We start from the raw sequence: 23,035 nt of genomic DNA, 5'->3' as shown, positions 1-23,035 counted from the left end.
TCATCTTGGGGCGCATTTTTGCTTGCGTGATATCCAAAGCTCGACAACCATCAAGACATCGCAACGGTTTTTATAAACCAGAGCGGTACGCAAGAGCCCCTCGGGGTTTTGACGGTCGGATACGGGTCTTCGGATTATCGGCCAATCGTCAAAGTTCAAGCGGCATCGAGTTGTGTTTTCAGCGTCTTCGGAAACTGAAATCCGGTTTGGTCTCACTGGGCTTGCGCACGCTGATCGACGCCTTCGGGCATTGTGACGCACGCCGAACCGTACCTTCGGGCATGGTGAGGCAGTGATGATCCTTCGGGGTCATTGCACCACGGGTATGTCGCCTTTCGGGGCTGGCATGTTCGGTTGGGCGTCAGGGTGTGGTTTCGGCCACAATGCAAAGACCGCGTCTGAGCACCTGGCGCCTTATCCGATTCCGAAGCGCTTTTCCCAACACTCTATCGTCAAAGCAAACGGGGCCCGCCTGCCATTGGCAAACCGGACCCCGCCGTCAGTTGATGCTACCGCGTCTATGCACCTGTGCGCTTTGCCTACACGCGGATGCGTCTCAGATCAACGATATGTTGAGGTGATGTGACGTTTTTCCCCAATATGACGGTGTAGGCCATAATTTGTGGCGGGATCGTCACATTGCCGGGCGCGGTCTTAGGCGGTGAGCCATGTGCGAACCGCCGCTTCAAATTCACGTGGTTTCTGGGCGTGCAACCAGTGCTCGGCCCCCGGAATTTTTGCAAATTTCGCTTCGGGAAAGAGGCGTTTGATTTCGGGCCGGTGGTCGGTTGTGACATAGTCCGAAAGTGCGCCGGACAGGAAAAGCGTGCGGCCGTTGAACGTACTTTCGATCCTTGGAAAGGACATGATCCGCGGCATTTCACGTTCCAGCACGTCGAGGTTCAGCAGCCAGCGGCGGTTTTTGACATCCAGCGATTGCAGGAAGAAGGGCACCAATTGCGGGTCATCTACCAGGGGCTCCAATAGAGCGGTCACATCAGAGCGCCGTTCAATAGAACTGAGGTCAACGGCCTTCATCGCGTGGATGTACGGCAGTTGTGTGTGCGTGTAGCTGACAGGTGAGATATCAGCGACGATCAGGTTTTGAACCAGTTCAGGCTGCTCCAAGGTCAGCACCATTGATGCTTTGCCTCCCATGGAATGGCCCATCACGTCCCACGATCCTCCCAGATGGGTCAAAACCTCGGCAAGATCTCCGGCCAGATCGGAATAGCTATGCGTGTCCTGCCATGCGCTATGGCCATGGTTGCGCATGTCGACAGTAACCACCTGACGCGCGTCTGAAAGCCTTTTGGCGATCACGCCCCAATTGCGCCCCGACCCATAAAGACCGTGCACAATCAATAGACCCGGCAGATCTGTTTTTTCGCCATGTGTGATCATGTTCAGCATGCGCGATTGATACAGGCCCGCAGGGACAAGAACCAGCCCCATTGAGGCCGCGCATCCTTCGGAGTAAGTTATGCGCCGGGAGACTGCCACGTGACAGATATCGAGAAATTGAATCGCCGGTCGGAGGCGTTGGAAGACCAGTTGCAGGCCAAGCTTGGCGTGCGCGGCCGCGACTTGTCTAAACGCTTGGCGCGTGCAGGGCGGCGCCTGCCCAAACGCATTCAGAAATCGGGCAAGGTCATCACGGATGCACAGCGCGTCGCCAGCAATCCCAAACTGGCACGGCTACAGGACCCAAAGGCCGTAGATAGGGCATTTGCGGATATCAGCGCACATCTTGATACGATCGATCCGGCGGACAGGCGCAAAGGCATTGTGTTGGGTGTTGTTGGTGGGCTGGTCTTTAACCTACTGGTTTTGATCGGCGCGATCGTGGCGTTGCTGCATTGGCAGAATGTGATCTAGCAGCACAAATCAAACCAATCAGGCATATAAAAACCCCGCGCAACCGGGTTGCACGGGGCAGTTATGTATCCGGAAAGGATCAGTGATTGGGGTAAAGCGGGAAGCGTGCGCACATGGCGGCCACTTCGGCTTTGACCTTCTCTTCGACGGCGCCGTTGTTATCAGGGCCGTTGGCGGCCAGTCCGTCAACCACTTCCACGATCCAATCCGCGATCTGACGGAACTCAGCCTCGCCGAAGCCACGGGTTGTGCCGGCGGGGGAGCCCAAACGGATGCCCGATGTTACGGTGGGTTTTTCAGGGTCAAACGGCACGCCGTTTTTGTTGCAGGTGATATGAGCACGGCCCAGGGCCTTTTCGGTGTCGTTGCCTTTCACGCCTTTGGGGCGCAAGTCGACCAGCAACACATGGGTGTCGGTGCCGTGGGTGACCGTATCGAGGCCGCCCTTGATCAGTTGATCCGACAGCGCTTGGGCGTTGTTGATCACAGACTTCATGTAGGACTTAAATTCAGGACGCAGCGCCTCGCCGAAGGCAACGGCCTTGGCGGCAATCACGTGCATCAGCGGTCCGCCCTGAATGCCGGGGAAGATGGCCGAGTTGAACTTCTTGGCCAGCGCTTCGTCATTGGTCAGGATCATGCCGCCTCGGGGGCCGCGCAGGGTTTTATGCGTGGTTGTCGTGGCCACATGGGCGTGAGGGAAAGGTGAGGGGTGCTCGCCCGCGGCGACCAGACCGGCAAAGTGGGCCATGTCCACGTGCAGGTAGGCACCAACACTGTCAGCAATCTCGCGCATTTTGGCGAAATCGATCTGACGCGGAATGGCGGACCCGCCTGCAATGATCATTTTTGGTTTATGCTCTGTCGCCAGTGCCTGCACCTGATCATAGTCCAGCAGATTGTCCTGTTTGCGCACACCGTATTGAATGGCGTTGAACCACTTGCCCGATTGGTTTGGAGCCGCGCCGTGGGTCAGGTGGCCACCCGCGTCAAGGCTCATGCCCAGAATGGTGTCGCCGGGCTGCAGCAACGCCTGAAACACGCCTTGGTTAGCCTGTGATCCCGAATTTGGCTGCACATTGGCAAAGCCGCAGCTGAAAAGCTGTTTGGCGCGTTCGATCGCCAGGTTTTCAGCCACATCAACAAACTGGCACCCGCCATAATAGCGACGGCCCGGATAGCCTTCGGCATATTTGTTGGTCATCACGCTGCCTTGCGCTTCCATGACCGCGGCTGAGACGATGTTTTCACTGGCAATCAGTTCGATTTCGTCACGTTGACGGCCGAGTTCGTCCGTGACGGAAGCGTAGAGTTCGGGATCTCGCGAGGCGAGGGATTCGGTGAAAAAACCAGAATCAGACATGATGCATTTCTCCAAAATCGGTTATGTTTGCGGGATTTCCTATAGGAAACATGCGGGATGTGTAAGCCTATAAAGCGACAATTACCCCGGCAGGACCGTCACCACTGGTGCAGCGGGTCAACTTGTGGTTCGATCATAGCCAATGAACGCGCTTAGGAAACAGGATCTCCCGATATGGCCAGCAAGATAGCCTTTGTCGCCAGCGACGTGAGCTCGGCGCAAAAATCCCTCGCGCGCCTGACCAAACGATATGGCAATGTGCCCGAGCAAGAGGCCGATGTGATCGTGGCTTTGGGCGGGGATGGCCTGATGCTGCAGACCCTGCACCGGACACAGGGCCTGGATGTTCCGGTCTACGGGATGAACAGGGGCACCGTTGGTTTCCTGATGAATGAATACAGCCGCGATGATTTGCCCGCGCGCCTGGCCGCAGCGGCGGAAGAAGTGATCAACCCGCTGTCGATGACGGCTGAATGCGTCAACGGACAGATGCATCATGCGCTTGGAATTAACGAAGTGTCTTTGCTGCGTGGCGGGCCGCAGGCGGCCAAGCTGAAGATCACAATTGATGGGCATCCGCGGATGGAAGAACTGGTCTGTGACGGTGCATTGGTCGCAACACCCGCCGGATCCACCGCGTATAACTACAGCGCCCATGGCCCAATATTGCCCATTGGATCGGATGTTTTGGCGCTCACGGCCGTTGCCGCGTTTCGACCGCGCCGATGGCGGGGTGCCTTGTTACCCAAAACAGCGACGGTACGTTTTGATGTCATCAACCCGAAGAAACGCCCTGTTATGGCGGATGCCAACAATCAGTCCGTGCGTGATGTTTTGTGGGTCGAGATCAAATCAGAGCCCAGTATTGCGCATCGCATCCTGTTTGACCCGGGACATGGGCTGGAAGAACGTTTGATTCGAGAACAGTTTGTGTAAATAAAGAAAAAACTTGCATTCTAAAGAATCATTCTGAAACAGACTGTTACGCTATTGTTATCTGATAACATGCGATTGTTATTGCCTGACTTGGGTAAAATGTGGCAAATATTCGCCACCCGATGAGTTGTGAGTATAAGACTACGAATCAATAACTGGGTGGGGTTAATGCGCCGGAACAACAATATAAAGGCCGTGTCGTTATCGGTTCTGATTTTGATCAGTTCGGTCGTACCTTCTGAAGCAGACGGCAGCCATGGTTTGGTGTTTGAGTTTTTACAGCGTTCGGCAAGTTTGTCTCAGGTAATCCTGCATGGGGTGCACGACCTTTTCACGCAGTAGTCGCGTGTGTAACTTGTACATCGGGCAGTTCCCCCGCGTTGCTGGCGCGGGGGACTTTTCTTTTTCAGACTTTCGCGTAGCCGATACCCTGTAGCGCCTCTTTGATTTCATCAAGGATCACAGGATCGTCTATGGTGGCGGGCATTTTGTAATCTTTACCATCGGCAATGCTGACCATCGTGCCGCGCAGGATTTTGCCCGACCGCGTTTTGGGCAACCGATCTACCACTACGGCCAGTTTGAAAGCGGCAACCGGTCCGATCTTGTCACGGACGAGCTTTACACATTCCTTGGCCACGTCCGCATCACTGCTGGCTGAGCCTTTGTTGAGGCACAAAAAGCCTACGGGCAATTGGCCCTTGAGCTGATCGCTGACGCCGATGACGGCGCATTCGGCAACCTCCGGATGCGCGGCCAGAACTTCCTCCATGCCTCCCGTGGACAACCGGTGCCCGGCCACGTTGATCACATCATCCGTGCGCGCCATGATGTAGAGATATCCATCTTCATCGATCATGCCCGCGTCGCCGGTTTCGTAATAGCCGGGGAAGGTATTGAGGTACGATTTCAGGTACCGCTCTTCTGCGTTCCAAAGTGTAGGCAAGGTACCGGGGGGCAGGGGCAGCTTGATGGCAATCGCACCCAGTTCGTTGGGTGCCATCGGATGACCTGCGTCATCCAGAATCTGGACGTCGTATCCGGGCATCGGCACGGTGGGAGAGCCAATTTTGACGGGCAATGCTTCGATCCCCGCGGGGTTGCCCACGATCGTGTATCCGGTTTCTGTCTGCCACCAATGGTCGTAGACAGGGACCTTCATCACATCCTGCGCCCATTCGATCGTATCCGGATCAGCACGCTCGCCCGCAAGGTACAACGCGCGCAGGCAGCTGACGTCGTAATCCTTGATCAACTCGCCCCTGGGATCATCACGCTTGATGGCCCGGAAGGCCGTTGGCGCCGTGAAAAGGCAGCGGACGTTGTGTTCGCTGATGACCCGCCAGAATGTGCCTGCGTCCGGTGTGCCAACGGGCTTGCCTTCAAAGACAACCGTGGTGTTGCCATGGATCAAGGGCGCGTAACAAATATAGCTGTGGCCCACGACCCACCCCACATCCGAGGCAGCCCAGAACACATCACCGGGATCGACGTTGTAGATGTTCTTCATCGTCCAGTTCAGCGCAACCAGATGCCCGCCGGTGGGCCGCACAACGCCTTTGGGCGCGCCTGTAGTGCCGGACGTATAAAGGATATAGACCGGATGATTGCCCTCAACCGGGACACATTCGGCGGGTGTCACGCCCTGTTGCACGGCGTACCAGTCATGGTCGCGCCCCTCGGTCAGGGCGGCGGGGTGTTCTTCGCGTTGCAGAATGATGCAAAATTCGGGTTTGTGCGCGGCCAGATCAATCGCCCCGTCCAGAAGCGGCTTGTAGTCCACGACGCGGCCGGGCTCGAGCCCGCAGGAGGCTGCAATGATGGCCTTGGGCTGTGCATCGTCGATCCGCACGGCAAGTTCGTTGGCCGCAAATCCCCCAAACACGACCGAGTGCACCGCGCCCAGACGGGAACAGGCCAGCATCGCTTCAATCGCCTGCGGGACCATGGGCATGTAGATGATGACGCGATCCCCTTTATCGACGCCTTTGGCGCGCAGGGCTCCGGCCAGCGAGGCGACGCGCGATTGCAACTCGCCGTAGCTCACAGCGTCCTTTTTGCCGGTGATCGGACTGTCGTAGATGATCGCCGTTTGATCACCCTTGCCCGCCTCCACATGGCGGTCGACCGCGTTGTAGCAGGTGTTGACCATGCCATCGCTGAACCATTCGTAAAGCGGAGCGTTTTCATCAAAAAGCGCCTTTGTTGGTGCTTTTTCCCAATCAATGGCTTCAGCCGCCTGCATCCAAAACCCCTCCGGGTCTTTTTGCCAGCCCTCATAAACGTCTTTGTAAGCCATGGTGCAGTCCTCCACATTCCCCGGACTGCTTTTACGAGATTGGCGGTTACCCCGACAAGCTGGTTTTAGCTGCCAACATGGCGTTGGCTCGGAATTCCAAGTGTTCGGGCGTCATTATCGAAAATTTTTCCGGGATTTGGGTCGGACGTGCCGGCAATTGGGTGCGCAATTGGCCGTTTCGACCGACGACATCTGTTTTAGCCGTAATTTTCCACCGGTGTCCCCGCGATGGCCGCCATGTTGAGCAATCCACGCGCTGAAATGGAGGGGGTCACGATATGCGCCCTGTTGCCCATGCCCATCAGAATGGGGCCAACCTCCAAGCCGCCCCCCTTCATCTTGAGAATGTTGCGCACCCCCGACGCGGCATCCGCATTCGAGAAGATCAGCACGTTTGCGGACCCTTCCATGCGGTTGTCCGGCAACAGGCGTGCGCGCAATTCAGGATCCAAGGCGGTGTCGACATTCATCTCCCCCTCATAGCTGAAATCGCGCGGCTCGCTGTCGAGCAAAGCCAGCGTAGCGCGCAACCTTTTGCCCGAGATCCTCGCCCTGGTTGCCAAACTGGGATTGCGAGCAGAAGGCAATTTTGGGCTCGACACCAAACCGCCGTACGTGACGCGCGGCACCGATTGCCACATCGGTCAGGTATTCAGGACTTGGAAACGTGCGGACATGGGTATCGGCAATGAACAATGGGCCGTCTTCGAGGATCATCATTGACAACGCGCCCTGCGGTTTGCACCCGTCGTTGCCCAGAACTTGTGTCACGTAGTTCAGGTGCCAACGATATTCACCAAAGGTGCCGCAGATCATGCTGTCGGCCTCCTCACGGTGTACCATCACGGCCCCAATCGCAGTTGAATTGGTGCGCATCACGGCGCGCGCAAGATCAGGGGTGACGCCCCGGCGTTTCATGATTTCATGATAGCTGCCCCAATAATCCCGATAGCGGGGGTCGTCCTCCGGGTTGACCAGCCTGAAGTCGCGTTCTGGTCGAATGTTCAGGCCGAGCCTTTCGCACCGTTGATCGATGACGGCGGGCCGGCCGATCAGGATCGGCTGCTCATTGGTTTCTTCCAAAATGGCCTGCGCGGCGCGCAACACCCGCTCGTCTTCGCCTTCGGCAAACACAATCCGTCTGGTTTCCTGTGCCGCAGCTTCGAAGACCGGGCGCATGAAGAGGGCGGACTTGTAGACTGAGGCGTCGAGCTTGTCTTTGTACGCCTCCAGATCTTCGACCGGACGGGTGGCAACACCGGTTTCCATGGCCGCCCGGGCCACGGCGGTTGAAACAATGCCGGACAGACGCGGATCAAAGGGTTTGGGGATCAGATAATCTGCGCCAAATGTCAGCTGCTCGCCCTTGTAGGCGGCTGCGGCTTCGGCGCTGGTGGTGGCGCGGGCCAGCGCGGCAATACCTTCGACACAGGCCACCTGCATTTCGTCATTTATTGTCGTGGCACCCACATCCAATGCCCCGCGGAAAATGAAGGGGAAGCATAGTACGTTATTAACTTGATTGGGAAAATCACTGCGGCCGGTTGCGATGATGGCATCGGGCGCTATTTTGCGCGCCTCTTCGGGCATGATTTCCGGATTGGGATTGGCCAGGGCGAAGATGATCGGGTGATCAACCATTTTCGCCACCATTTCAGGCTTGAGGACGTTCGGGCCGGAGAGGCCGAGGAAGAGATCCGCGCCCTCGATCACGTCATCCAGTGTGCGCAGGTCCGAGTCTTGTGCAAACGCTTCCTTTTGCGGGTTCATATCCTCGGTCCGGCCTTTGTAGACCAGTCCGTGGATATCGCAGAGCCAGATGTTTTCCCGTTTCACCCCCAACTTCAACAGCATGTTGAGGCAGGCAATGCCCGCCGCCCCGCCGCCGGTTGAGGCAATCTTGATGTCTTCAAATTTCTTGCCAGCCACGTGCAGCGCGTTGTAGGCAGCCGCGCCGACAACAATTGCGGTCCCGTGCTGATCATCATGAAATACCGGGATGTTCATCCGCTCGCGACATAGTTTTTCAACGATGAAGCAATCTGGAGCCTTGATGTCTTCGAGGTTGATCGCGCCAAAAGTAGGCCCCAAAGAACAGACGATATCGGCCAGTTTTTCAGGATCGGATTCGTCAACCTCGATGTCGAAACAGTCGATGTTGGCGAATTTCTTGAACAGGACGGCTTTGCCTTCCATCACGGGTTTGCTGGCCAACGCGCCGATGTTGCCAAGCCCCAGAACCGCCGTCCCGTTGGTGACAACAGCGACCAGATTGCCACGCGCCGTGTATTTGCTCGCGTCGGCCGGGTTTTCCTTGATCTCAAGGCAGGCCTCCGCCACGCCGGGCGAATAGGCGCGCGCCAGATCGCGCCCGTTTGCCAGAGGTTTTGTTGCGCGAATTTCCAGTTTTCCGGGTTTGGGAAACTCGTGATATTGCAAGGCCGCCTGACGTAAATTTTCCTTTTGGCTGTCGTCCATATCACTCTCCCATTTATTTAGTTTAGTATTAAACTATTTTTTATCGCCACCTGGTTTGCGTATCACTTGGCTTTCAACCAGCTTGCCCGCAGTGACGTGTGGACGCAATCTCGAATTGCATTGAAAGATCAACAGAAGGTTAACTGGAACGAGATTGACGGCGAAAGGTCTCCCGACTTGAGCATTGCCCTTGCCGCCGGATTCTGGAATGACGATGGAACGCAATCGCGCCCGAAGCACAGGAGAGGACATGACCCAGCATTTACGCGTGGTGGACCACCCGCTGATTCAACACAAACTCACATTGATGCGCGAAAAGGACACTTCCACGGCTGTGTTCCGTCAGCTTCTGCGGGAAATCAGCCAATTGCTGGCCTATGAGGTGACGGACAAATTGCCGATGACCACCCGGGTGATCGAAACTCCGCTGCAGGAAATGGATGCCCCGGCATTGGCGGGACGGAAATTGGCGCTGATTTCAATCCTGCGCGCGGGCAATGGCTTGTTGGATGGGATGTTGGAATTGATCCCATCAGCGCGTGTCGGGTTCGTCGGTCTTTACCGCGATGAAGAGACACTGAAGCCTGTACAATACTACTTCAAAGTGCCGGACAATCTGTCAGAGCGTTTGGTGATTGTCGTTGACCCCATGTTGGCCACAGGTAACTCATCGGCCGCTGCGATCGATTTGCTGAAAGACGCCGGCGCCAAGGACATCCGCTTCCTGTGCCTTTTGGCGGCCCCTGAAGGGGTGGCGCGGATGAAAGATGCGCACCCGGACGTGCCCATTGTGACCGCCGCACTTGATGATCGATTGAATGATGTGGGTTACATCCTGCCAGGACTAGGTGATGCGGGTGATCGGATGTTCGGTACTAAATAAGCTATCTACTGTTTACTAAACAGGGAAAATCGGGCACTCTTCCCCCAATTGTTCTGGGGGTAAAATGAGCAAATTGCGTATGTTTGCGGCGGCTGCCATCGCTGCAACTTTCAACCTGACAGGTGTCTCTGCACAATCGGTGTCGCAAGGCATTGTTCCTGCTGAATTTCCGCCAGCCTCCTACCAGGGGCGGCAATATGTGGACAGCAAGGGATGTGTCTTCATCCGGGCGGGAATCGACGGCAATGTCACGTGGGTGCCGCGTGTGACTCGCAGTCGAACGGTGATCTGTGGGTTCCAACCGACCTTTGCCAAAGCGGCTGCGCCAGCGGCTCCGGCCGCCCCGAAGGCCACCGCGCCTGCGGCAACGATTGTTGTGACCGCGCCGAAGCCCGCGAAGAAACCCCGGAAGGCCGCGGCGAAACCTGCCGTAAGGACGGCGCCGCAGCCCGCTGCGGTCGATCCGCAATACGCCTGCCGCGGTGGGAATGCCGTATCGCAGCGGTATGTGGGGAATGTGGGAGAAAACGTACGATGTGGTCCACAATCCGGCTCACGGGCGTTTGCAAACACGCATGACAACCGGGGTCGCACTGCGTCGCACAGCAGATCGCGCCAAGGGGAGGCGCGTGTTGCGCCGCGCCATGTGTATGAAAGCCAGTTGGTCAGCGTGCCGGGGATCCGTGTGCCCGAAGGGTACAAACCGGCGTGGGACGATGACAGGTTGAATACGAAACGCGCGCACCAGACCTTGTCGGGCAAAGCCCAGATGGATCAGGTGTGGACGAAGACACTGCCACGCAAACTGATCACGCGAAGAACAACTGCGCCGACGGTGAAAAATGTTTCAGGCCAGTATGTTACGTCGACATCAACCAGCGGCTCTGTTACGTTGTCGACGCGGTCTGCGCAGGTCAAGTCACCCAAGCTGAAGGCAAGCCATCGGTATGTGCAGGCCGGCCTCTTTTCCACAGATGCCAAGGCGCGCGCAGCTGCCAAGCGGATTGCTGCAACGGGGCTGCCTACGCGGATGGGTAAGGTTCGGTACAAGGGCAAAACGTACCTGTCGGTTCTGGCGGGGCCGTTTGGCACGCAGGCGCAGCTTGATCGGGCGGTCCGTTCCGTCCGGTCCGCTGGATATCAAAACCCGACATTGCGCAAGTAAACCCCCGGCAAACGCACTAGCCGCCGCAAATCCCCTGCAGGCGCACCCAATTTGCGTCGTTCAACACCGGTTCCGGTTCGATCTCGGCATAGGGATCCGCTTCGATCAGGCCCAGGGTCGTTTCGCCCGAAATGTCGATGGCATAAGCGTAAGGCGTCGAGCGCACCGACCACGCGCGAAATCCGGGCAACAAGGCCGTGTCTTCCAATTGCTCGCGTGGTCCGGTCAGAAGGTGCTGGGCATATCGTTGCAGCATTTCTGGTTTCAATTCCCCGGTGGTCAAGAGGCGGAAGCTGGCCCATAAGCCGTTATATTCCAGCAGCTTATCCAATGGATCCTCAAGTTCGGCACGCAACCTTTCGGCCACGATAAAGCCTGCCAAGACGTCGGGTTCTTCGTGGTCTTCCACAAGGGCGCGGTTGATCAGAATGGTGCCACCCGGCACGTGGCTGGCATCAGTGACGCCGCTGCGAACCACCATGATTTGACCGGGCCCGTTGGGCGACGGCAAGCGCGTGGCCAGCTTGGACAGCGCGTGCATCCCTTCAGTATCACGACAGGCTGGGCCGGTGATACGCTGCATCATAGACAGAAGCGATTGGCCAATTTCGGCGCGTTTGACATCCGGCACGACCGACACGGCATGCGCGCGCATGGCACCCGGCAGCCAAAACACCAGCAAGGCCGCGACTGTCGCCATGGAGGCAAGGAACATGATCATGCGGAGGCGTCCGGGATGGGGGCGTTTGCGTTCGACCGCAACGCGGAGCTTTTCGATGGCCGCAATCATTTCGGCTTCATTTTCAGAGAGTTCCAGCGTTTCGCCGGGATCCCCGTCAGGGTGGTAGATCGCCGGGTGCTGGCCAGGGTTCGCGCGTTCAATCGCCGGGATGGACCAATGGGCCAGGGGCGTTTCGCGCAAATCTGTGATCATCAAGGTCGCATCCCCGATGGCAACAATCACATCAACCCGTTGCGCATCAGGTGTGGCACGCCACAGGCCCGACGCCTCAAGCCGTTGATATTCTTCAAGTGCTGTCATTTCCGTGTGGGCCTGCTCCGCCTCGTTGCGTGCAAGCGTAGCATGCCCGGGGCAAGCGGGGCAATTGCGGTGGAGGGTCTTTGAGTTTTTGACCTAGATGAAGTGCCGTGACCGCAGACGGCCCGCGCAAAGGGCCAGAATGCCGCCGAGCATCAAAAGACCCGACGCCGGCAGGGGGACCGGTGCGATTGGCTCGCCATCCCCGAAGGTTTGGAAATTATCAATCAGGAGTTCCGAATTCTCGTCGCCGATGAAGGCAAGGCGGATGGCACGGATCTGGCTGAAGTCAATGGCGGTGAAGGCGTCGAAAAAGAGGGTTTCTGTAGCGATGCCGCCGTTGTTGAGCCCGTCAATCGTGCCGCCGACCGTTTCGGTATTCTCCTGATCTGCCACCTGAATTGCGTAGTCCCAAGACAGGTCGTTGAAGACGATATCAAAGGAAAAGCCGCTATTGGCGCCTTCGGTCAGGTCAAAAGAGTCGAGGCCCGTGAGATCGAGGTCGGGCGTGTCGTCATTCCCGTCATATGAAAGCGCACCCAGACCGCCCGCGTCGCCGATGGCATGAGACACGTTGAAAATGCCTGCCGTTGTTCTGGCGGTTGTGCCGTCGACAACGGAATCAAAATTGGCCGCTTCGACATCGCGGTATCCGGTGAGAACCAGCGGGTCCGCTAACTCCACGAAGTCACTTAGCCCGCCCATAGGGTCGGGAATGGACCGTGCCTTTTGGTCTGTATCGAACGTGTCAATCACCACGGCCGAGGCAATCGCCGGGGCCAATGACGTGATCCCCAAAATCGAGAAAAGCAGTTTCATGCGCAAACCCTCCTGTCCAGGAGCACCATTTGGTTGGGTTTCCCGGAACCGGTCAAGGGTGTCGTCGGAATGCGCCGTTCTGCTAAAGGTTTTGAGCGACTTTCCGCAATTCGAACTTCTGAATCTTGCCGGTCGAGGTTTTGGGCAATTCCTGAAAGACGACGGTTTTGGGGGATTTGAACCCGGCGAGGTGTTCGCGGCAAAACGCAATCAATGCGGCTTCATCCGCCGTGGCATCCGGTTTCAACTCCACAAAGGCACAGGGCACTTCCCCCCACTTTTCGTCAGGTTTAGCCACCACGGCGCAGAGCAAAACGTCTGGGTGGGCCATCAAGACGCCCTCCACCTCGACCGATGAAATGTTCTCACCACCGGAGATGATGATGTCCTTGGCGCGATCCGCAATCTTGAGGTATCCGTCGGGCAATTGCACCGCAATATCGCCGGAATGGAAATAGCCCCCGGCAAACGCCTCGGCCGTCGCTTCGGGGTTTTTCAGATACCCCTTCATGACGGTGTTGCCCCGGATCATGATCTCGCCCTGGGTTTCATTGTCCATCGGGATTTGCGTCATCGTGTCCGCATCCATCGAGGTGATGTCCTCGGTCATGGGCATCAACACGCCAGTGCGCGCTTTGATCGCATAACGCTCTTCTTGTGGTTTGTCGTCCCATTCGCTGTGCCACAAACATTCCGTGACATGGCCATAGGTTTCGGTCAGGCCATAGACCTGGGTAACTTCAAACCCCAGAGGTTCGATCTTGCTCAGCGTTGCCGCGGGCGGCGGGGCACCAGCGGTGAACACCTTCACCACGTGATCAAAGTCGCGCCGGTCCGCGTCATCTGCATTGACGATCATGTTCAAAACGATCGGGGCGCCACCAAAATGCGACACACCTTGATCTGCGATCGCATCATAAATTCCCTTGGCCGTCACATCGCGCAGACAAATCAGTGTTCCGCCAAGCAGTGGCATCATCCATGTATGGTTCCAGCCGTTGCAATGAAAAAGCGGCACGATGGTCAGGTAGCGCGGATGTAACGTCATTTCCCACGACAGAGCGGTGCCCATGGTCATCAGATACGCGCCCCGGTGATGGCAAACCACGCCTTTGGGTCTGCCCGTTGTACCGGAGGTGTAATTCAGCGAAATGCTTTCCCACTCATCCTCTGGCATGATCCAATCGTATGCCGGGTCGCCGGATGCCAAAAGATCTTCATAGGTTTGGTGGTTGCCGCTGGCGGGCATACCGGCCTGGGGATCGGGAACTTCGATGATCAGCGGGGCAGGGCCCGTCATATGATCAATCGCCTCCAGAACCATTGGTAGAAACTGCGTATCGACCATTACGACTCTGGCCTCGCCATGATCGAAGATGTAGCCGACCGTATTGGCCTCAAGGCGCGTGTTGATGGTATTCAGAACGGCACCACAGGCAGGCACGCCAAAATGCGCCTCGGCCTGCGCCGGTACGTTTGGAATGACCGATGCCACAACATCGCCGGGTGTCACACCTAATTTGGCAAGGCCCGAGGCCAATCGCGAACAGCGTTCATAATATTCGGCATAGGTGGCACGCGTGTCGCCATAGATAACCGCGTCATATTGCGGAAAGAGTTTTGCGGCGCGGCGCAGGTGAGACAACGGTGTTAACGGTACGAAATTAGCCGCATTCTTTTCCAGCCCGGTTTCGTCTTTCATCCAACCCATTGGCGTCTCCCTGATTCTGCCAGCCGTGGCGATTTGGGTGAGGATATTGAAAATGCGCCCGTGATCAATTTTTAAATGTCAGACAATTGAATTCGATGCAGCGCCGACTTAGCCTGCGGGTCATGATCATTTCACCCGGCCGCGGCTATATCTTCGTCCATATCCCGAAAACCGGCGGGACGTCTTTGGCGCTGGCATTGGAGGATCGCGCCAAGAAGGATGATATCCTGATTGGCGATACGCCCAAGGCGGTGCGACGTCGCGCGCGTGTGTCCGCAATGCAAGCGACGGGTCGGTTGTGGAAGCATTCAACGCTTGCCGATATCAATGGGGCTGTATCGCTTGATCAGATCAAACGCAGTTTCACGATCACCCTGGTTCGTAATCCCTGGGATCGGTTGGTCAGCTATTATCACTGGCTGCAGGATCAGAGCTTTGATCACCCGGCTGTAGAGGTGGCGAAATCGCGCGACTTCAGCGGGTTCATTAATGCAACGCCGATCAAAGAAGCCCTCAGGGCGCAACCCTACGGACATTACATGACGGCCGCAGATGGTGTTGAATATTGTAACGCCTATGTGCGGTTGGAGCATTTTGGAACCGACGCGGCACCGTTTTTTGATCACCTCGGGTTTGAGATAGACCTGCCCATGCTCAACCCATCCAGAAGGCGGGCGGCGTACCAAGACTATTACACGGAAGCGGATCGTGCGCTTGTTGCGGACATTTCTGCGGCAGATATCGGGCGGTTTGGCTACCGATTCGGATAGAGCGCTTGGGTGAGATTCTCCTAAATACCGGAATAACTTCACCCGAAACGTGAACAATCATGGATCGCGGCGTTTGATTGACCACAATGAGGCGACATTGCCTTATTTCTGCCCCGGTTCGGCCCAAGAGCGGGCAAAAGAAACTCTCAAACTAAACTGGTTAATGCCACACTGCCCGGCTGCCACCGGAACACCGCGAGGGGATGCAAGAAATGCTAGGTTGGTCAAACACCAGAGACGGGAAAACCCGCCGGATGACAGAAACAACAGGAGCCTATGACGGCGGCGCCACAGGGGTCATGACGGGCCTCTCGTTGAACACCAAAGTGGCGTCCTCGATGGGATGGCGCAAGGTTGGCGCGCTGACCGAAGGTGACAAGGTCCTGACGTTTGACGCAGGCATGCAACCCATCAGCAAAATCACACGTTTACAACTCTGGAGCAGCGATGGTCCCTGCCCGGAACGCTTCTGGCCGCTGCATGTGCCGGTTGGTGCTCTGGGTAATCGCGACGAGATGACGGTTCTGCCAAACCAAAGCGTGATGATCGAAAGCGATGCGGCTGAGGCGGCTTATGGTGATCCGTTCACGCTCATCCCGGCTGTTGCATTGGACGGCGTCAACGGCATTCGCCGGGTCGAGCCAAATCCAAGTTTTGAGGTTCTGGTCATCCACTTCGAGAGCGATCAGGTGGTGTTTGGCAACAGCGGTGCGCTGTTCTTCTGCCCCTCCGCCCGCGATCTTCTGGATCACGCGTTCGAGACCGTCGAGCAGTCAAGTTATGTCGTGCGTCCCCTGGTGGAGGCGCGCGTGTTTGCCAAGGAAATACAGGCGGCCACCGCTGCCGTATGCGACATGTCGATTTGTGAGGGCATGGTTGCCGCCTGACGGGCAGAGAAGAGGCGGCATACTTAAACCGCGTGGCCTATGCATGGAGGCCGCGCGGTTTTTATTTTGTGATCGACAAAACCTAGAACGCGCGGCCGGACTTGGAAGCGCTGGCTTTGAGCGCAAATCAACCGCCTCAAGCGTGAAATCTGGCGTTGCTTCGAGGTTTTAGATTGTGTGTCTGTTCAGCGGTCAAAGGGTAATTTCGTTACGCTTGCGCTGATGACCGAGTTACGATGCATCTTTACGTGGCGTATGTCTGGAATCGTTCATGGTACCGTCACTGCCAGATTGTTGTGAGTATGCGTTTGCGGCTAGCAACAAACCGCGCTACCAGCACTTTTGCCAGGAACGTTCAGGTCGATAGTCTTGGAAGAATGCAGGGTAAATTAATGAAAAGGATCGTAAAAAGGTATCTAAAATTTTATGGTAAACGGTCACTACTTACTTCGCTGCTAGGTATATTCCTCTTGTTTTCAGCCATGGCTGTTGTTGGAATTATTTTTGAATTACTCAAGACAATACTTCCGCTGGATCCAGACATTCTAATTTTTTTGACGCTTCCTCTATGGCTGCTGCTTTTTCTGCCAATGTGCTTAGTTGTTTTCTTGAGTGCAGAATTTATGTGGCGTGCATTTGGGATTAGCAAAATTCTTGGTGTCGAAGGTGCGCCTATAAAAGACTATTTCTGCCAACTCTCAGCAGATCTACACGATGGATAAAAATGGTGGTTTTACAAGTTAAAAAAGGGGGGCCATACCAATGACTGCAACGGGCTCAATACGGTCATCTGAAGCAAACTTTCGGTCATTCCATGGCTGTATAGCGGCTCAGCGAACTTAATGAGCATTCGCGGCGTCGGCGCCAATGGCCGCTTTGATACCGCATGCAAGACTTTGAATAGTAACGAAGTCGCTCACGGCTTACGCCTTAATTGCGCTCAATCGATAGTACGTGAGAGAAAAGAAAAAGCGGCCCTTTTCTGCGAGGTCCACCTGTTCGTCAAACCAAGCAGTTGTCTCTGCCTCAGGCATATGGCCGTTTTCAGCCGCATAACGCGACATCAGATGCATTAACATAAAAGCGATGCCATCGCGCCGCAAAGTCACATCACAAAAAGTAAACGGTTCGACTTCTACCGCGGCAAAACCGGCATCCTGTGTCAGGCTGGGCCAAAGTGCAGCCACACGAGCCTCAGTGTAGTGGTGATCCCATGCTGCTTGAACACGTTGCATTCGGTCTGTGTCTTCGGAGAACCAGTCCAGTGTCTTGCAACCCGTGTCCACGGCAACGAACCTGCCGCCAACGCGCAAAACGCGGTGGGCTTCGCGAATAGCTGACGGAATATCCGAAAGGTACTCAAGTACCTGCACTGCCACTGCCTTGTCGGCTTCACCATCTCGCAACGGAAGCTGGTCCGCTAATCCGTCCATGATTTGTGCGGACGGAAAGGCAGCACAGCGCGCTGAAGCCGGAGCACGCATATCTTCACTAGGATCAACCCCGATGACTCGCCCGGTCTTTCCGATAGCAAGTGCAATTTCTTCTGTCAGCAACCCATTTCCACAGCCGATATCGATGACTGTGTCGCCTTCGGCAAGGTGGAGAGCATCGAGTGCCTTGCGTCTTCGCCGTGTTACATCACCGCCCTGGTAGGCAATTTCGAGCAGCTTTGTCGTTTCTTCATCAAACTTAAGCATGACCAACTCTTAATGTGCATACGGCAAATATGACATCGTTGATCGCCGTTAGTCGACGCTCAAGCGCTTCGCAGGATCGGTCAGTTTGGGCGCGAAGCAGTCATCGGGGCCGGTGTAGCATCTTCTCAATCTTTGCGTCACCGAGCGATACGAGCGGTACATAGCCGCCGTCCGGCTATCCATTTTACGACTTTCCGATTTCCCGAAACCGGACCTTTGTTCGCGACACAGCAGCTCGAAGAAGTTGCGGCCGCAACGTGGAAAAATGGGCATTCAATACCACTGGGGTTCCATGGGTCTGATCGGTACGGTAGTGCTGCAGATCAGTGGAAACATGAAAGAGGCAATATGTCTAAATCAGCTACGGAGATAGTCTTTCACAACTATCCGCAATCACCAGTCGCAGAAAAAGTGCGTATTGCGTTTGGCGTGAAAGGTCTTTCGTGGCGCGATGTCGAAATACCACGCCTGCCACCAAAACCGATGCTCACCGCGCTTACAGGCGGATACCGACGCACACCCGTCATGCAAATCGGTGCTGATATCTACTGCGACAGCCAATGCATCATTCGCGAGCTTGAGCGCCGCTACCCTTCCCCATCCTACATGCCGACAGCCGAGGCTGGATTGATGTGGTGCCTAAGTCGATGGACAGATGGTGAATTCTTCACCCTCGCCGTAAAGCTTGTCCTCGGGTCGGCGGGCGACGATCTACCGGGCGACTTCGCAGAAGACCGGGGCCGTTTGTATCTCGGCGAGAATTGGGCGGAAGGGCTCAAACGCGCCAACGACCAGCTTCCCCACCTTGTGGCGCAAATGCGGGCACCGCTTTCTTGGCTGAATGCTCAGTTAAGTGATGGGCGGCGCTATTTGCTCGGCTCTGACCCTGCAGCAATCGATGCGCAGATTTACCATATCGTTTGGTTCATCCGTGGGCGATGGGTTGGCGGACCAGCAATGTTGTCCGAGTTTCCCGATCTTGTTCGTTGGGAAGACAATGTGCGTGCAATTGGCCATGGAACGCCAAGCGACATGAGCCCGGAAGACGCCATTGCACGCGCGAATAGCCTGATGCCTGCCTCCGAAACCGGTGTAGCACCGAATGATCCGCAAGGTCTGGAAATCGGAAGTTCAGTGATGGTCAGCCCTGACCTCGACGGCGGCGAGCAACCAGTCGATGGTAATGTTCGTTATGCGGATGCGGAAACCATCGGGATTGAACGCACAACTGAGACAGTGGGAACGGTTTGTGTGCATTTCCCGCGGGCCGGTTATCGTATCGCGCACAATTGAAAATTGCGTTTGCGCGGTTGCAACCACAATCAAGACCTGCCCTTTGCCGACATTCGCCAACGTGACATACCGGTTTCCAGCATCTCCAGTGCAGACCTTCGATTAGGCTGCAGCATTTCGTTCACCAAAATGGCTGCGTTTTGTGCGGGACTAAGACATGCATAAGACCTAGGATTGGGCAAAATCTAGACAGCCTAAGGAACCAAATAATGAATTTAAGCCGCGCAAACATAGGTTTGGCTGTCACTTTGGCCATTTCTTCATCTGCCCAAGCGCAGTCGGAACACGAAGCGGTGCTCTGCGAGGCGGCAAAGACAAACCGGGTTGTAGAGATCGTTTACGACAAAGACGTCAGCAAAGGATGTCTTCCCCGCATTGTGGATGTTCATCAAGTTGCGATTGGCAACAACGGCAATTTGTACATGCACGGCTGGCAAAATCGCGGTTGCACCAAGGGACGGGATTACGCTTCCGAACGGATTTTCAGATTTGACAAGATTAAGTCGGTGCAGCTTGTTGAAGGTGCATTCAGTGAGAAATCTCAGTCCATCAAACGTGAAGGATGGGATGGCTGCATCGGTTCAAATTGCTTCATCAAGGAGAACATTTGCGAATAGAGCCCTTCTGGTCTTGGTTCAAACAACGCCAAGCGTTGTAGAAGCATTGGGCTAAAGGTTCCAATGATTTTGTAGGTGTGCCGCGAAAGCATCCGGGCGTTCGCAGATACCCCAATGACCAACGCGTTCTTCGATGGCCAAAGGGATGTTCCAGCGCTCACAAAACGTCTTTGCGTATTTGATCGGTACAAACGGATCATCTGCACCCCACATAACCAGTCCGCGATCAGCGATGCCCGAAAAGTCTAACGACCATTCGGCAGGGTTTTTCGCGGATCGGTAGAGTTTGAGAATGGCGCGTTTCATGTGGCGGTCGATACGCGGCGCTTCGTGATCGGCAATCGCCTCCGGCATGCCCGCAGCGATGAGTTGCTGATGGAAAGCCTTTGTGTTGCCAAGTGCCATGAAAAGCTCGCCCACGATGGGGGTTTGCCATTTCCGTGCCAGGGCATGCCACTTGTAACTGGGTTCCGGTACAGCGTTCACAACGGTCCAGGTCCGGATCAATTCCGGGTGCATGTGCGCGGCCATGGCGCAAAGGGGCGCGCCCCAATCGTGACCAACGATGTCAATCGGCCCATGCGCAGACGCAGCTTTTTCCAATGTCTCGCTCACCCATGCGACATAGGCCTCTTTGGTCGCGGTGAACCCGGTTGGTGTCGCCCCATCAAAGCAGGGAAGCGTCGGTGCCAGGTAGTCGCTTTCTGTCAATTCAAGAGCTTTGATGAGCGGGTTCCACATGTACCCCGTGTCCGGAACCCCGTGGATAAACAGTTTCATAATGTCTTTCCTTCGCATTGGCCTATGACGTGAACACACATTCAGGTGCGTTATCAAGGGCCTTCAGGTTACCGATCCCATTGGCATGTCTCTCGCTCGCGGTGGCTTAATTTAGTGCCGAGTATTGTCGAGATCGGTCCTGCGCGCATGGGTAAATTTGCCCACGACAAGATAGGTGTAATCCGGCAGGATGACGCAAGGGAAACACTGGGGGCACATATGTTGGATCAAAGCCAAGTCGCTACAGAAAATACCACGCTGAAAACGGTGTACGATCTCGTGGTCATCGGCGCTGGAATTGCCGGTCTGAACGCACTTAATGCAGCCTGTGAATACCTTCCCAAGGGCGCGCAGGTACTGTTGCTTGACCAGAAAGACACTGCGGGGGGCATGTGGAATACGGCCTATGATTACGTGCGCCTTCATCAGCCGCATCCGATGTTCACCGTGGGCAATCAAAAATGGAATTGGCAGAAACCACGCCATTACCTTGCCGCGCGGGACGAGGTGCGCGATCACCTTGTCGGCGCCTTGAATTCGATAAGTGAACACGTTGAGCTGACAACCGGGTTCGATCAGACGGTCACCCGCTGCGAGGAGGTCATGACAGAGAATGGGCCGGTAGCCGAGGTGGACTATCACGCAGTCTCCGCAACAACGACGACACAGACCGTGCGCGCCAAGCGCGCCATTCATGCGTCGGGATTGAACTACGCCCTTGCAACACCCTTGTCGCTTTCGAGCCAGCATGTCGTCTCGATCATTCCGCAGGACTTGCGCACAACGCTGGCCGATCACCCAGAGGCGCCGGTTTACGTAATTGGTGGCGGTAAGACAGGGATGGATACAGTTTTGGCGGCTCTCGCGTCAGACCCAACCCGGTACGTAACTCTTATCAACGGGCGCGGAACGAATTTCATCAACCGGACGAAATACGTCCCAACCGGCTTGAAACGTTGGACCTCTGGCGAGCTGGTGTCGCGGATCTTTCGTGACGTCGCGCTGCAATTCGACGGCGACAATGAGGCGCATACGTTGACACATCTGCGCGCCAAGTATTCGACGGACCCGCAGTCGCAAAATGGCGTATTCCTTTATGGGCTTCAATCCGAAGATGAGCACGCGAGGGTTCAAGAGGGTTTGGCAGCCATCCATTCTGATTACCTGACAGATGTCGCCGACACAGCGACCGGCCCCGAAATGAGATTGCGCGGTGGCACGGCTTTTCCGGCTCCGGCGGGAAGTATTTTCGTGAATTGCACCGGCAGTTTTTTCCGCACTCAGGAATATTCTGATGCGGATCCGTTCTTGTCGCCCAACGACTGCATTCTGTCGATCAACGCGCGTGACGCCTTTCACTTCCTCACAAGCGTTTCGGGGTTTTTTGCGACGCATCTGCTCTACCGAAACCAATTGCGTGGCCGCGGATTCTATACGCTAGATCTGGAGGCACTGTTTCGCAAAAACCGGAATGCCTGGATTGGGGCGACAGCGGCGCAGGCCTATATGAACCAAGTGATTGCGGTACAAACCCTGCCCCTTATGCTCTTGGATCGCTGCGGGCTTGATCTGGATCGCTGGTATCCATTGCCGCGCCGTATGGCAGGTTTGATGCGCATGAAAGCAAGCGCCACAAACGATATCGCACACTGTCGTCGCAGTTTGGACCGGGTTACAAAGCGATTTGGTTTGCAAGGCACTGCTGTTTAACAACGCTCTAGATGGACATCTGGCTGTTTAGCGGAGGTCCCGCAAGAGCATCCCCAGCAGTAGGAAAATTGGCCCTGAGCCCTACGTTTACAATATCACCTGCATACGCGGTGCAGCCCATCAAAGCTGCCATCCGCTACCCCATGGTCTAAGGTTTACTGGTGAAGGCTCTAGCACCAGATCATGACAGTCGAATTCCTGCTCACACTCAAACGGTTGCTTTCTAGTATCGAACGATGGTGAGCCCTTCGTCGTCCGTCGGTGGTACGAAATGCGCCGTGAACAGTCGAAACTGCTCCTCGGTCACCGCGAACTCATGCTTTCCTTCGGCGTTGCGGGTGCGCAGCCGCTCAAGACAAACCGCGTCGGACACGTCCAAAAAATGCAGCTGATGGTCCGCGCCGCTGGCAAGGATAATCTCCCGCATCCACAGCCGCTGCGCCACCGTGTTGGCGGCAAAGTCCAGGACGATTGATAACCCTGACGTCAGCAATTCCGTCACATGCGGCGCAATCGTGGCACGCAACTTGGTTGAGTATCGTCGAAAATCGGCACCTGTTTTCATCTGCTCCGCGAACAAACCGCTAAGCCACGCGTCCTCGGATATAATGATCGTGCTGGGGGAGGAGCCGAGCTTCGAACACAGTGTCGATTTCCCAGACGCTATCTTGCCGCAGACCATGTGCAGTGTGGGGGATGTTCGTTTC

The 23,035-nt window shown here is 55.9% G+C and carries 19 protein-coding genes and 1 pseudogene; 10 read left to right on the top strand and 10 right to left on the bottom strand.

All coding sequences use genetic code 11. The features are described from left to right. Positions 1–654: 654 nt before the first annotated feature. The gene (locus tag ACZ1HJ_RS00625) at positions 655–1,413 is read right to left on the bottom strand and encodes an alpha/beta fold hydrolase (RefSeq protein WP_472722252.1); all 759 of its coding nucleotides are present in this window, start codon (positions 1,411–1,413) and stop codon (positions 655–657) included. 90 nt (positions 1,414–1,503) lie between these two features. Here ACZ1HJ_RS00625 and ACZ1HJ_RS00620 point away from each other — a divergent pair, with 90 nt between their 5' ends. Further along, positions 1,504–1,878: a hypothetical protein gene (locus ACZ1HJ_RS00620; RefSeq protein ID WP_472720438.1), complete on the top strand. Its 375-nt coding sequence runs from the start codon at positions 1,504–1,506 to the stop codon at positions 1,876–1,878. A gap of 79 nt (positions 1,879–1,957) precedes the next feature. On the opposite strand, the gene glyA is transcribed toward ACZ1HJ_RS00620, so the two are convergent. Next, entirely contained in the window at positions 1,958–3,241 is a 1,284-nt protein-coding gene (glyA, locus tag ACZ1HJ_RS00615) for a serine hydroxymethyltransferase (protein ID WP_472720437.1), read from the bottom strand. A 174-nt stretch (positions 3,242–3,415) separates the two neighbouring features. Here glyA and ACZ1HJ_RS00610 point away from each other — a divergent pair, with 174 nt between their 5' ends. Next, positions 3,416–4,177, top strand: coding sequence for an NAD kinase (locus ACZ1HJ_RS00610; protein WP_472720436.1), 762 nt, complete (start codon positions 3,416–3,418; stop codon positions 4,175–4,177). A 406-nt stretch (positions 4,178–4,583) separates the two neighbouring features. On the opposite strand, the gene prpE is transcribed toward ACZ1HJ_RS00610, so the two are convergent. Further along, a complete protein-coding gene (gene prpE, locus ACZ1HJ_RS00605; RefSeq protein WP_472720435.1) occupies positions 4,584–6,476 on the bottom strand; it encodes a propionate-CoA ligase PrpE in 1,893 nt (630 codons plus the stop codon). Between the two features lie 197 nt (positions 6,477–6,673). Then, a pseudogene (locus ACZ1HJ_RS00600) lies at positions 6,674–8,954 on the bottom strand (NADP-dependent malic enzyme). Between the two features lie 250 nt (positions 8,955–9,204). Between ACZ1HJ_RS00600 and upp the strand changes: the two are divergent. After that, the gene (upp, locus tag ACZ1HJ_RS00595) at positions 9,205–9,837 is read left to right on the top strand and encodes a uracil phosphoribosyltransferase (RefSeq protein WP_472720434.1); all 633 of its coding nucleotides are present in this window, start codon (positions 9,205–9,207) and stop codon (positions 9,835–9,837) included. 64 nt (positions 9,838–9,901) lie between these two features. After that, positions 9,902–11,002: an SPOR domain-containing protein gene (locus ACZ1HJ_RS00590; protein WP_472720433.1), complete on the top strand. Its 1,101-nt coding sequence runs from the start codon at positions 9,902–9,904 to the stop codon at positions 11,000–11,002. 16 nt (positions 11,003–11,018) lie between these two features. On the opposite strand, the gene ACZ1HJ_RS00585 is transcribed toward ACZ1HJ_RS00590, so the two are convergent. The 3 genes from ACZ1HJ_RS00585 to ACZ1HJ_RS00575 all read right to left on the bottom strand — a co-directional run bounded on the left by ACZ1HJ_RS00585 (position 11,019) and on the right by ACZ1HJ_RS00575 (position 14,571). Further along, positions 11,019–12,044 carry a hypothetical protein gene (locus ACZ1HJ_RS00585; RefSeq protein ID WP_472720432.1) on the bottom strand — a complete coding sequence of 342 codons (1,026 nt, stop codon included), beginning with the start codon at positions 12,042–12,044 and terminating at the stop codon, positions 11,019–11,021. A 93-nt stretch (positions 12,045–12,137) separates the two neighbouring features. Then, positions 12,138–12,860, bottom strand: a complete 723-nt coding sequence (locus ACZ1HJ_RS00580; RefSeq protein WP_472720431.1) for a VPLPA-CTERM sorting domain-containing protein — start codon at positions 12,858–12,860, stop codon at positions 12,138–12,140. A gap of 82 nt (positions 12,861–12,942) precedes the next feature. Then, a complete protein-coding gene (locus tag ACZ1HJ_RS00575) occupies positions 12,943–14,571 on the bottom strand; it encodes an AMP-binding protein (RefSeq protein ID WP_472720430.1) in 1,629 nt (542 codons plus the stop codon). Positions 14,572–14,666: 95 nt separating this feature from the next. Here ACZ1HJ_RS00575 and ACZ1HJ_RS00570 point away from each other — a divergent pair, with 95 nt between their 5' ends. From ACZ1HJ_RS00570 to ACZ1HJ_RS00560, 3 genes are all read left to right on the top strand, one after another. Then, entirely contained in the window at positions 14,667–15,341 is a 675-nt protein-coding gene (locus tag ACZ1HJ_RS00570) for a sulfotransferase family 2 domain-containing protein (RefSeq protein WP_472720429.1), read from the top strand. Between the two features lie 254 nt (positions 15,342–15,595). Then, the gene (locus ACZ1HJ_RS00565; protein WP_472720428.1) at positions 15,596–16,228 is read left to right on the top strand and encodes a Hint domain-containing protein; all 633 of its coding nucleotides are present in this window, start codon (positions 15,596–15,598) and stop codon (positions 16,226–16,228) included. A gap of 392 nt (positions 16,229–16,620) precedes the next feature. After that, positions 16,621–16,950 (top strand): hypothetical protein, encoded by a 330-nt coding sequence (locus ACZ1HJ_RS00560; protein ID WP_472720427.1) that lies wholly within the window; start codon positions 16,621–16,623, stop codon positions 16,948–16,950. Between the two features lie 201 nt (positions 16,951–17,151). Here ACZ1HJ_RS00560 and ACZ1HJ_RS00555 read toward each other — a convergent pair whose 3' ends face one another. Next, the gene (locus tag ACZ1HJ_RS00555; protein ID WP_472720426.1) at positions 17,152–17,928 is read right to left on the bottom strand and encodes a methyltransferase domain-containing protein; all 777 of its coding nucleotides are present in this window, start codon (positions 17,926–17,928) and stop codon (positions 17,152–17,154) included. Positions 17,929–18,276: 348 nt separating this feature from the next. On the opposite strand from ACZ1HJ_RS00555, the gene ACZ1HJ_RS00550 reads away from it, so the two are divergent. After that, positions 18,277–19,221, top strand: a complete 945-nt coding sequence (locus tag ACZ1HJ_RS00550) for a glutathione S-transferase family protein (protein ID WP_472720425.1) — start codon at positions 18,277–18,279, stop codon at positions 19,219–19,221. A gap of 209 nt (positions 19,222–19,430) precedes the next feature. Continuing rightward, the gene (locus ACZ1HJ_RS00545; RefSeq protein ID WP_472720424.1) at positions 19,431–19,838 is read left to right on the top strand and encodes a WYL domain-containing protein; all 408 of its coding nucleotides are present in this window, start codon (positions 19,431–19,433) and stop codon (positions 19,836–19,838) included. 51 nt (positions 19,839–19,889) lie between these two features. Here ACZ1HJ_RS00545 and ACZ1HJ_RS00540 read toward each other — a convergent pair whose 3' ends face one another. Further along, positions 19,890–20,618 (bottom strand): alpha/beta fold hydrolase, encoded by a 729-nt coding sequence (locus ACZ1HJ_RS00540; protein WP_472720423.1) that lies wholly within the window; start codon positions 20,616–20,618, stop codon positions 19,890–19,892. A 147-nt stretch (positions 20,619–20,765) separates the two neighbouring features. On the opposite strand from ACZ1HJ_RS00540, the gene ACZ1HJ_RS00535 reads away from it, so the two are divergent. Next, on the top strand, positions 20,766–22,328 hold the full coding sequence (locus tag ACZ1HJ_RS00535; RefSeq protein WP_472720422.1) for an FAD-dependent oxidoreductase: 1,563 nt from the start codon (positions 20,766–20,768) through the stop codon (positions 22,326–22,328). Positions 22,329–22,551: 223 nt separating this feature from the next. Here the strand turns inward: ACZ1HJ_RS00535 and ACZ1HJ_RS00530 are convergent, their stop codons facing one another. After that, positions 22,552–23,010 (bottom strand): P-loop nucleotide/nucleoside kinase family protein, encoded by a 459-nt coding sequence (locus ACZ1HJ_RS00530; protein WP_472722251.1) that lies wholly within the window; start codon positions 23,008–23,010, stop codon positions 22,552–22,554. Positions 23,011–23,035: the final 25 nt, after the last annotated feature.

The organism is Roseovarius sp. JB2-10, assembly GCF_055693585.1.
This window is presented reverse-complemented; position numbering and strand designations above follow the sequence as displayed.

Coding starts and splice junctions, on each gene's coding strand:
- ACZ1HJ_RS00540 (WP_472720423.1), bottom strand. CDS start 20,618: ATGAAACTGTTTATCCACGGGGTTCCGGACACGGGGTACATGTGGAAC.
- ACZ1HJ_RS00530 (WP_472722251.1), bottom strand. CDS start 23,010: ATGGTCTGCGGCAAGATAGCGTCTGGGAAATCGACACTGTGTTCGAAG.
- upp (WP_472720434.1), top strand. CDS start 9,205: ATGACCCAGCATTTACGCGTGGTGGACCACCCGCTGATTCAACACAAA.
- ACZ1HJ_RS00560 (WP_472720427.1), top strand. CDS start 16,621: ATGAAAAGGATCGTAAAAAGGTATCTAAAATTTTATGGTAAACGGTCA.
- ACZ1HJ_RS00625 (WP_472722252.1), bottom strand. CDS start 1,413: ATGCTGAACATGATCACACATGGCGAAAAAACAGATCTGCCGGGTCTA.
- ACZ1HJ_RS00565 (WP_472720428.1), top strand. CDS start 15,596: ATGACAGAAACAACAGGAGCCTATGACGGCGGCGCCACAGGGGTCATG.
- ACZ1HJ_RS00550 (WP_472720425.1), top strand. CDS start 18,277: ATGTCTAAATCAGCTACGGAGATAGTCTTTCACAACTATCCGCAATCA.
- ACZ1HJ_RS00585 (WP_472720432.1), bottom strand. CDS start 12,044: ATGACAGCACTTGAAGAATATCAACGGCTTGAGGCGTCGGGCCTGTGG.
- ACZ1HJ_RS00535 (WP_472720422.1), top strand. CDS start 20,766: ATGGGTAAATTTGCCCACGACAAGATAGGTGTAATCCGGCAGGATGAC.
- ACZ1HJ_RS00580 (WP_472720431.1), bottom strand. CDS start 12,860: ATGAAACTGCTTTTCTCGATTTTGGGGATCACGTCATTGGCCCCGGCG.
- glyA (WP_472720437.1), bottom strand. CDS start 3,241: ATGTCTGATTCTGGTTTTTTCACCGAATCCCTCGCCTCGCGAGATCCC.
- prpE (WP_472720435.1), bottom strand. CDS start 6,476: ATGGCTTACAAAGACGTTTATGAGGGCTGGCAAAAAGACCCGGAGGGG.
- ACZ1HJ_RS00590 (WP_472720433.1), top strand. CDS start 9,902: ATGAGCAAATTGCGTATGTTTGCGGCGGCTGCCATCGCTGCAACTTTC.
- ACZ1HJ_RS00555 (WP_472720426.1), bottom strand. CDS start 17,928: ATGCTTAAGTTTGATGAAGAAACGACAAAGCTGCTCGAAATTGCCTAC.
- ACZ1HJ_RS00610 (WP_472720436.1), top strand. CDS start 3,416: ATGGCCAGCAAGATAGCCTTTGTCGCCAGCGACGTGAGCTCGGCGCAA.
- ACZ1HJ_RS00575 (WP_472720430.1), bottom strand. CDS start 14,571: ATGGGTTGGATGAAAGACGAAACCGGGCTGGAAAAGAATGCGGCTAAT.
- ACZ1HJ_RS00545 (WP_472720424.1), top strand. CDS start 19,431: ATGAATTTAAGCCGCGCAAACATAGGTTTGGCTGTCACTTTGGCCATT.
- ACZ1HJ_RS00570 (WP_472720429.1), top strand. CDS start 14,667: ATGCAGCGCCGACTTAGCCTGCGGGTCATGATCATTTCACCCGGCCGC.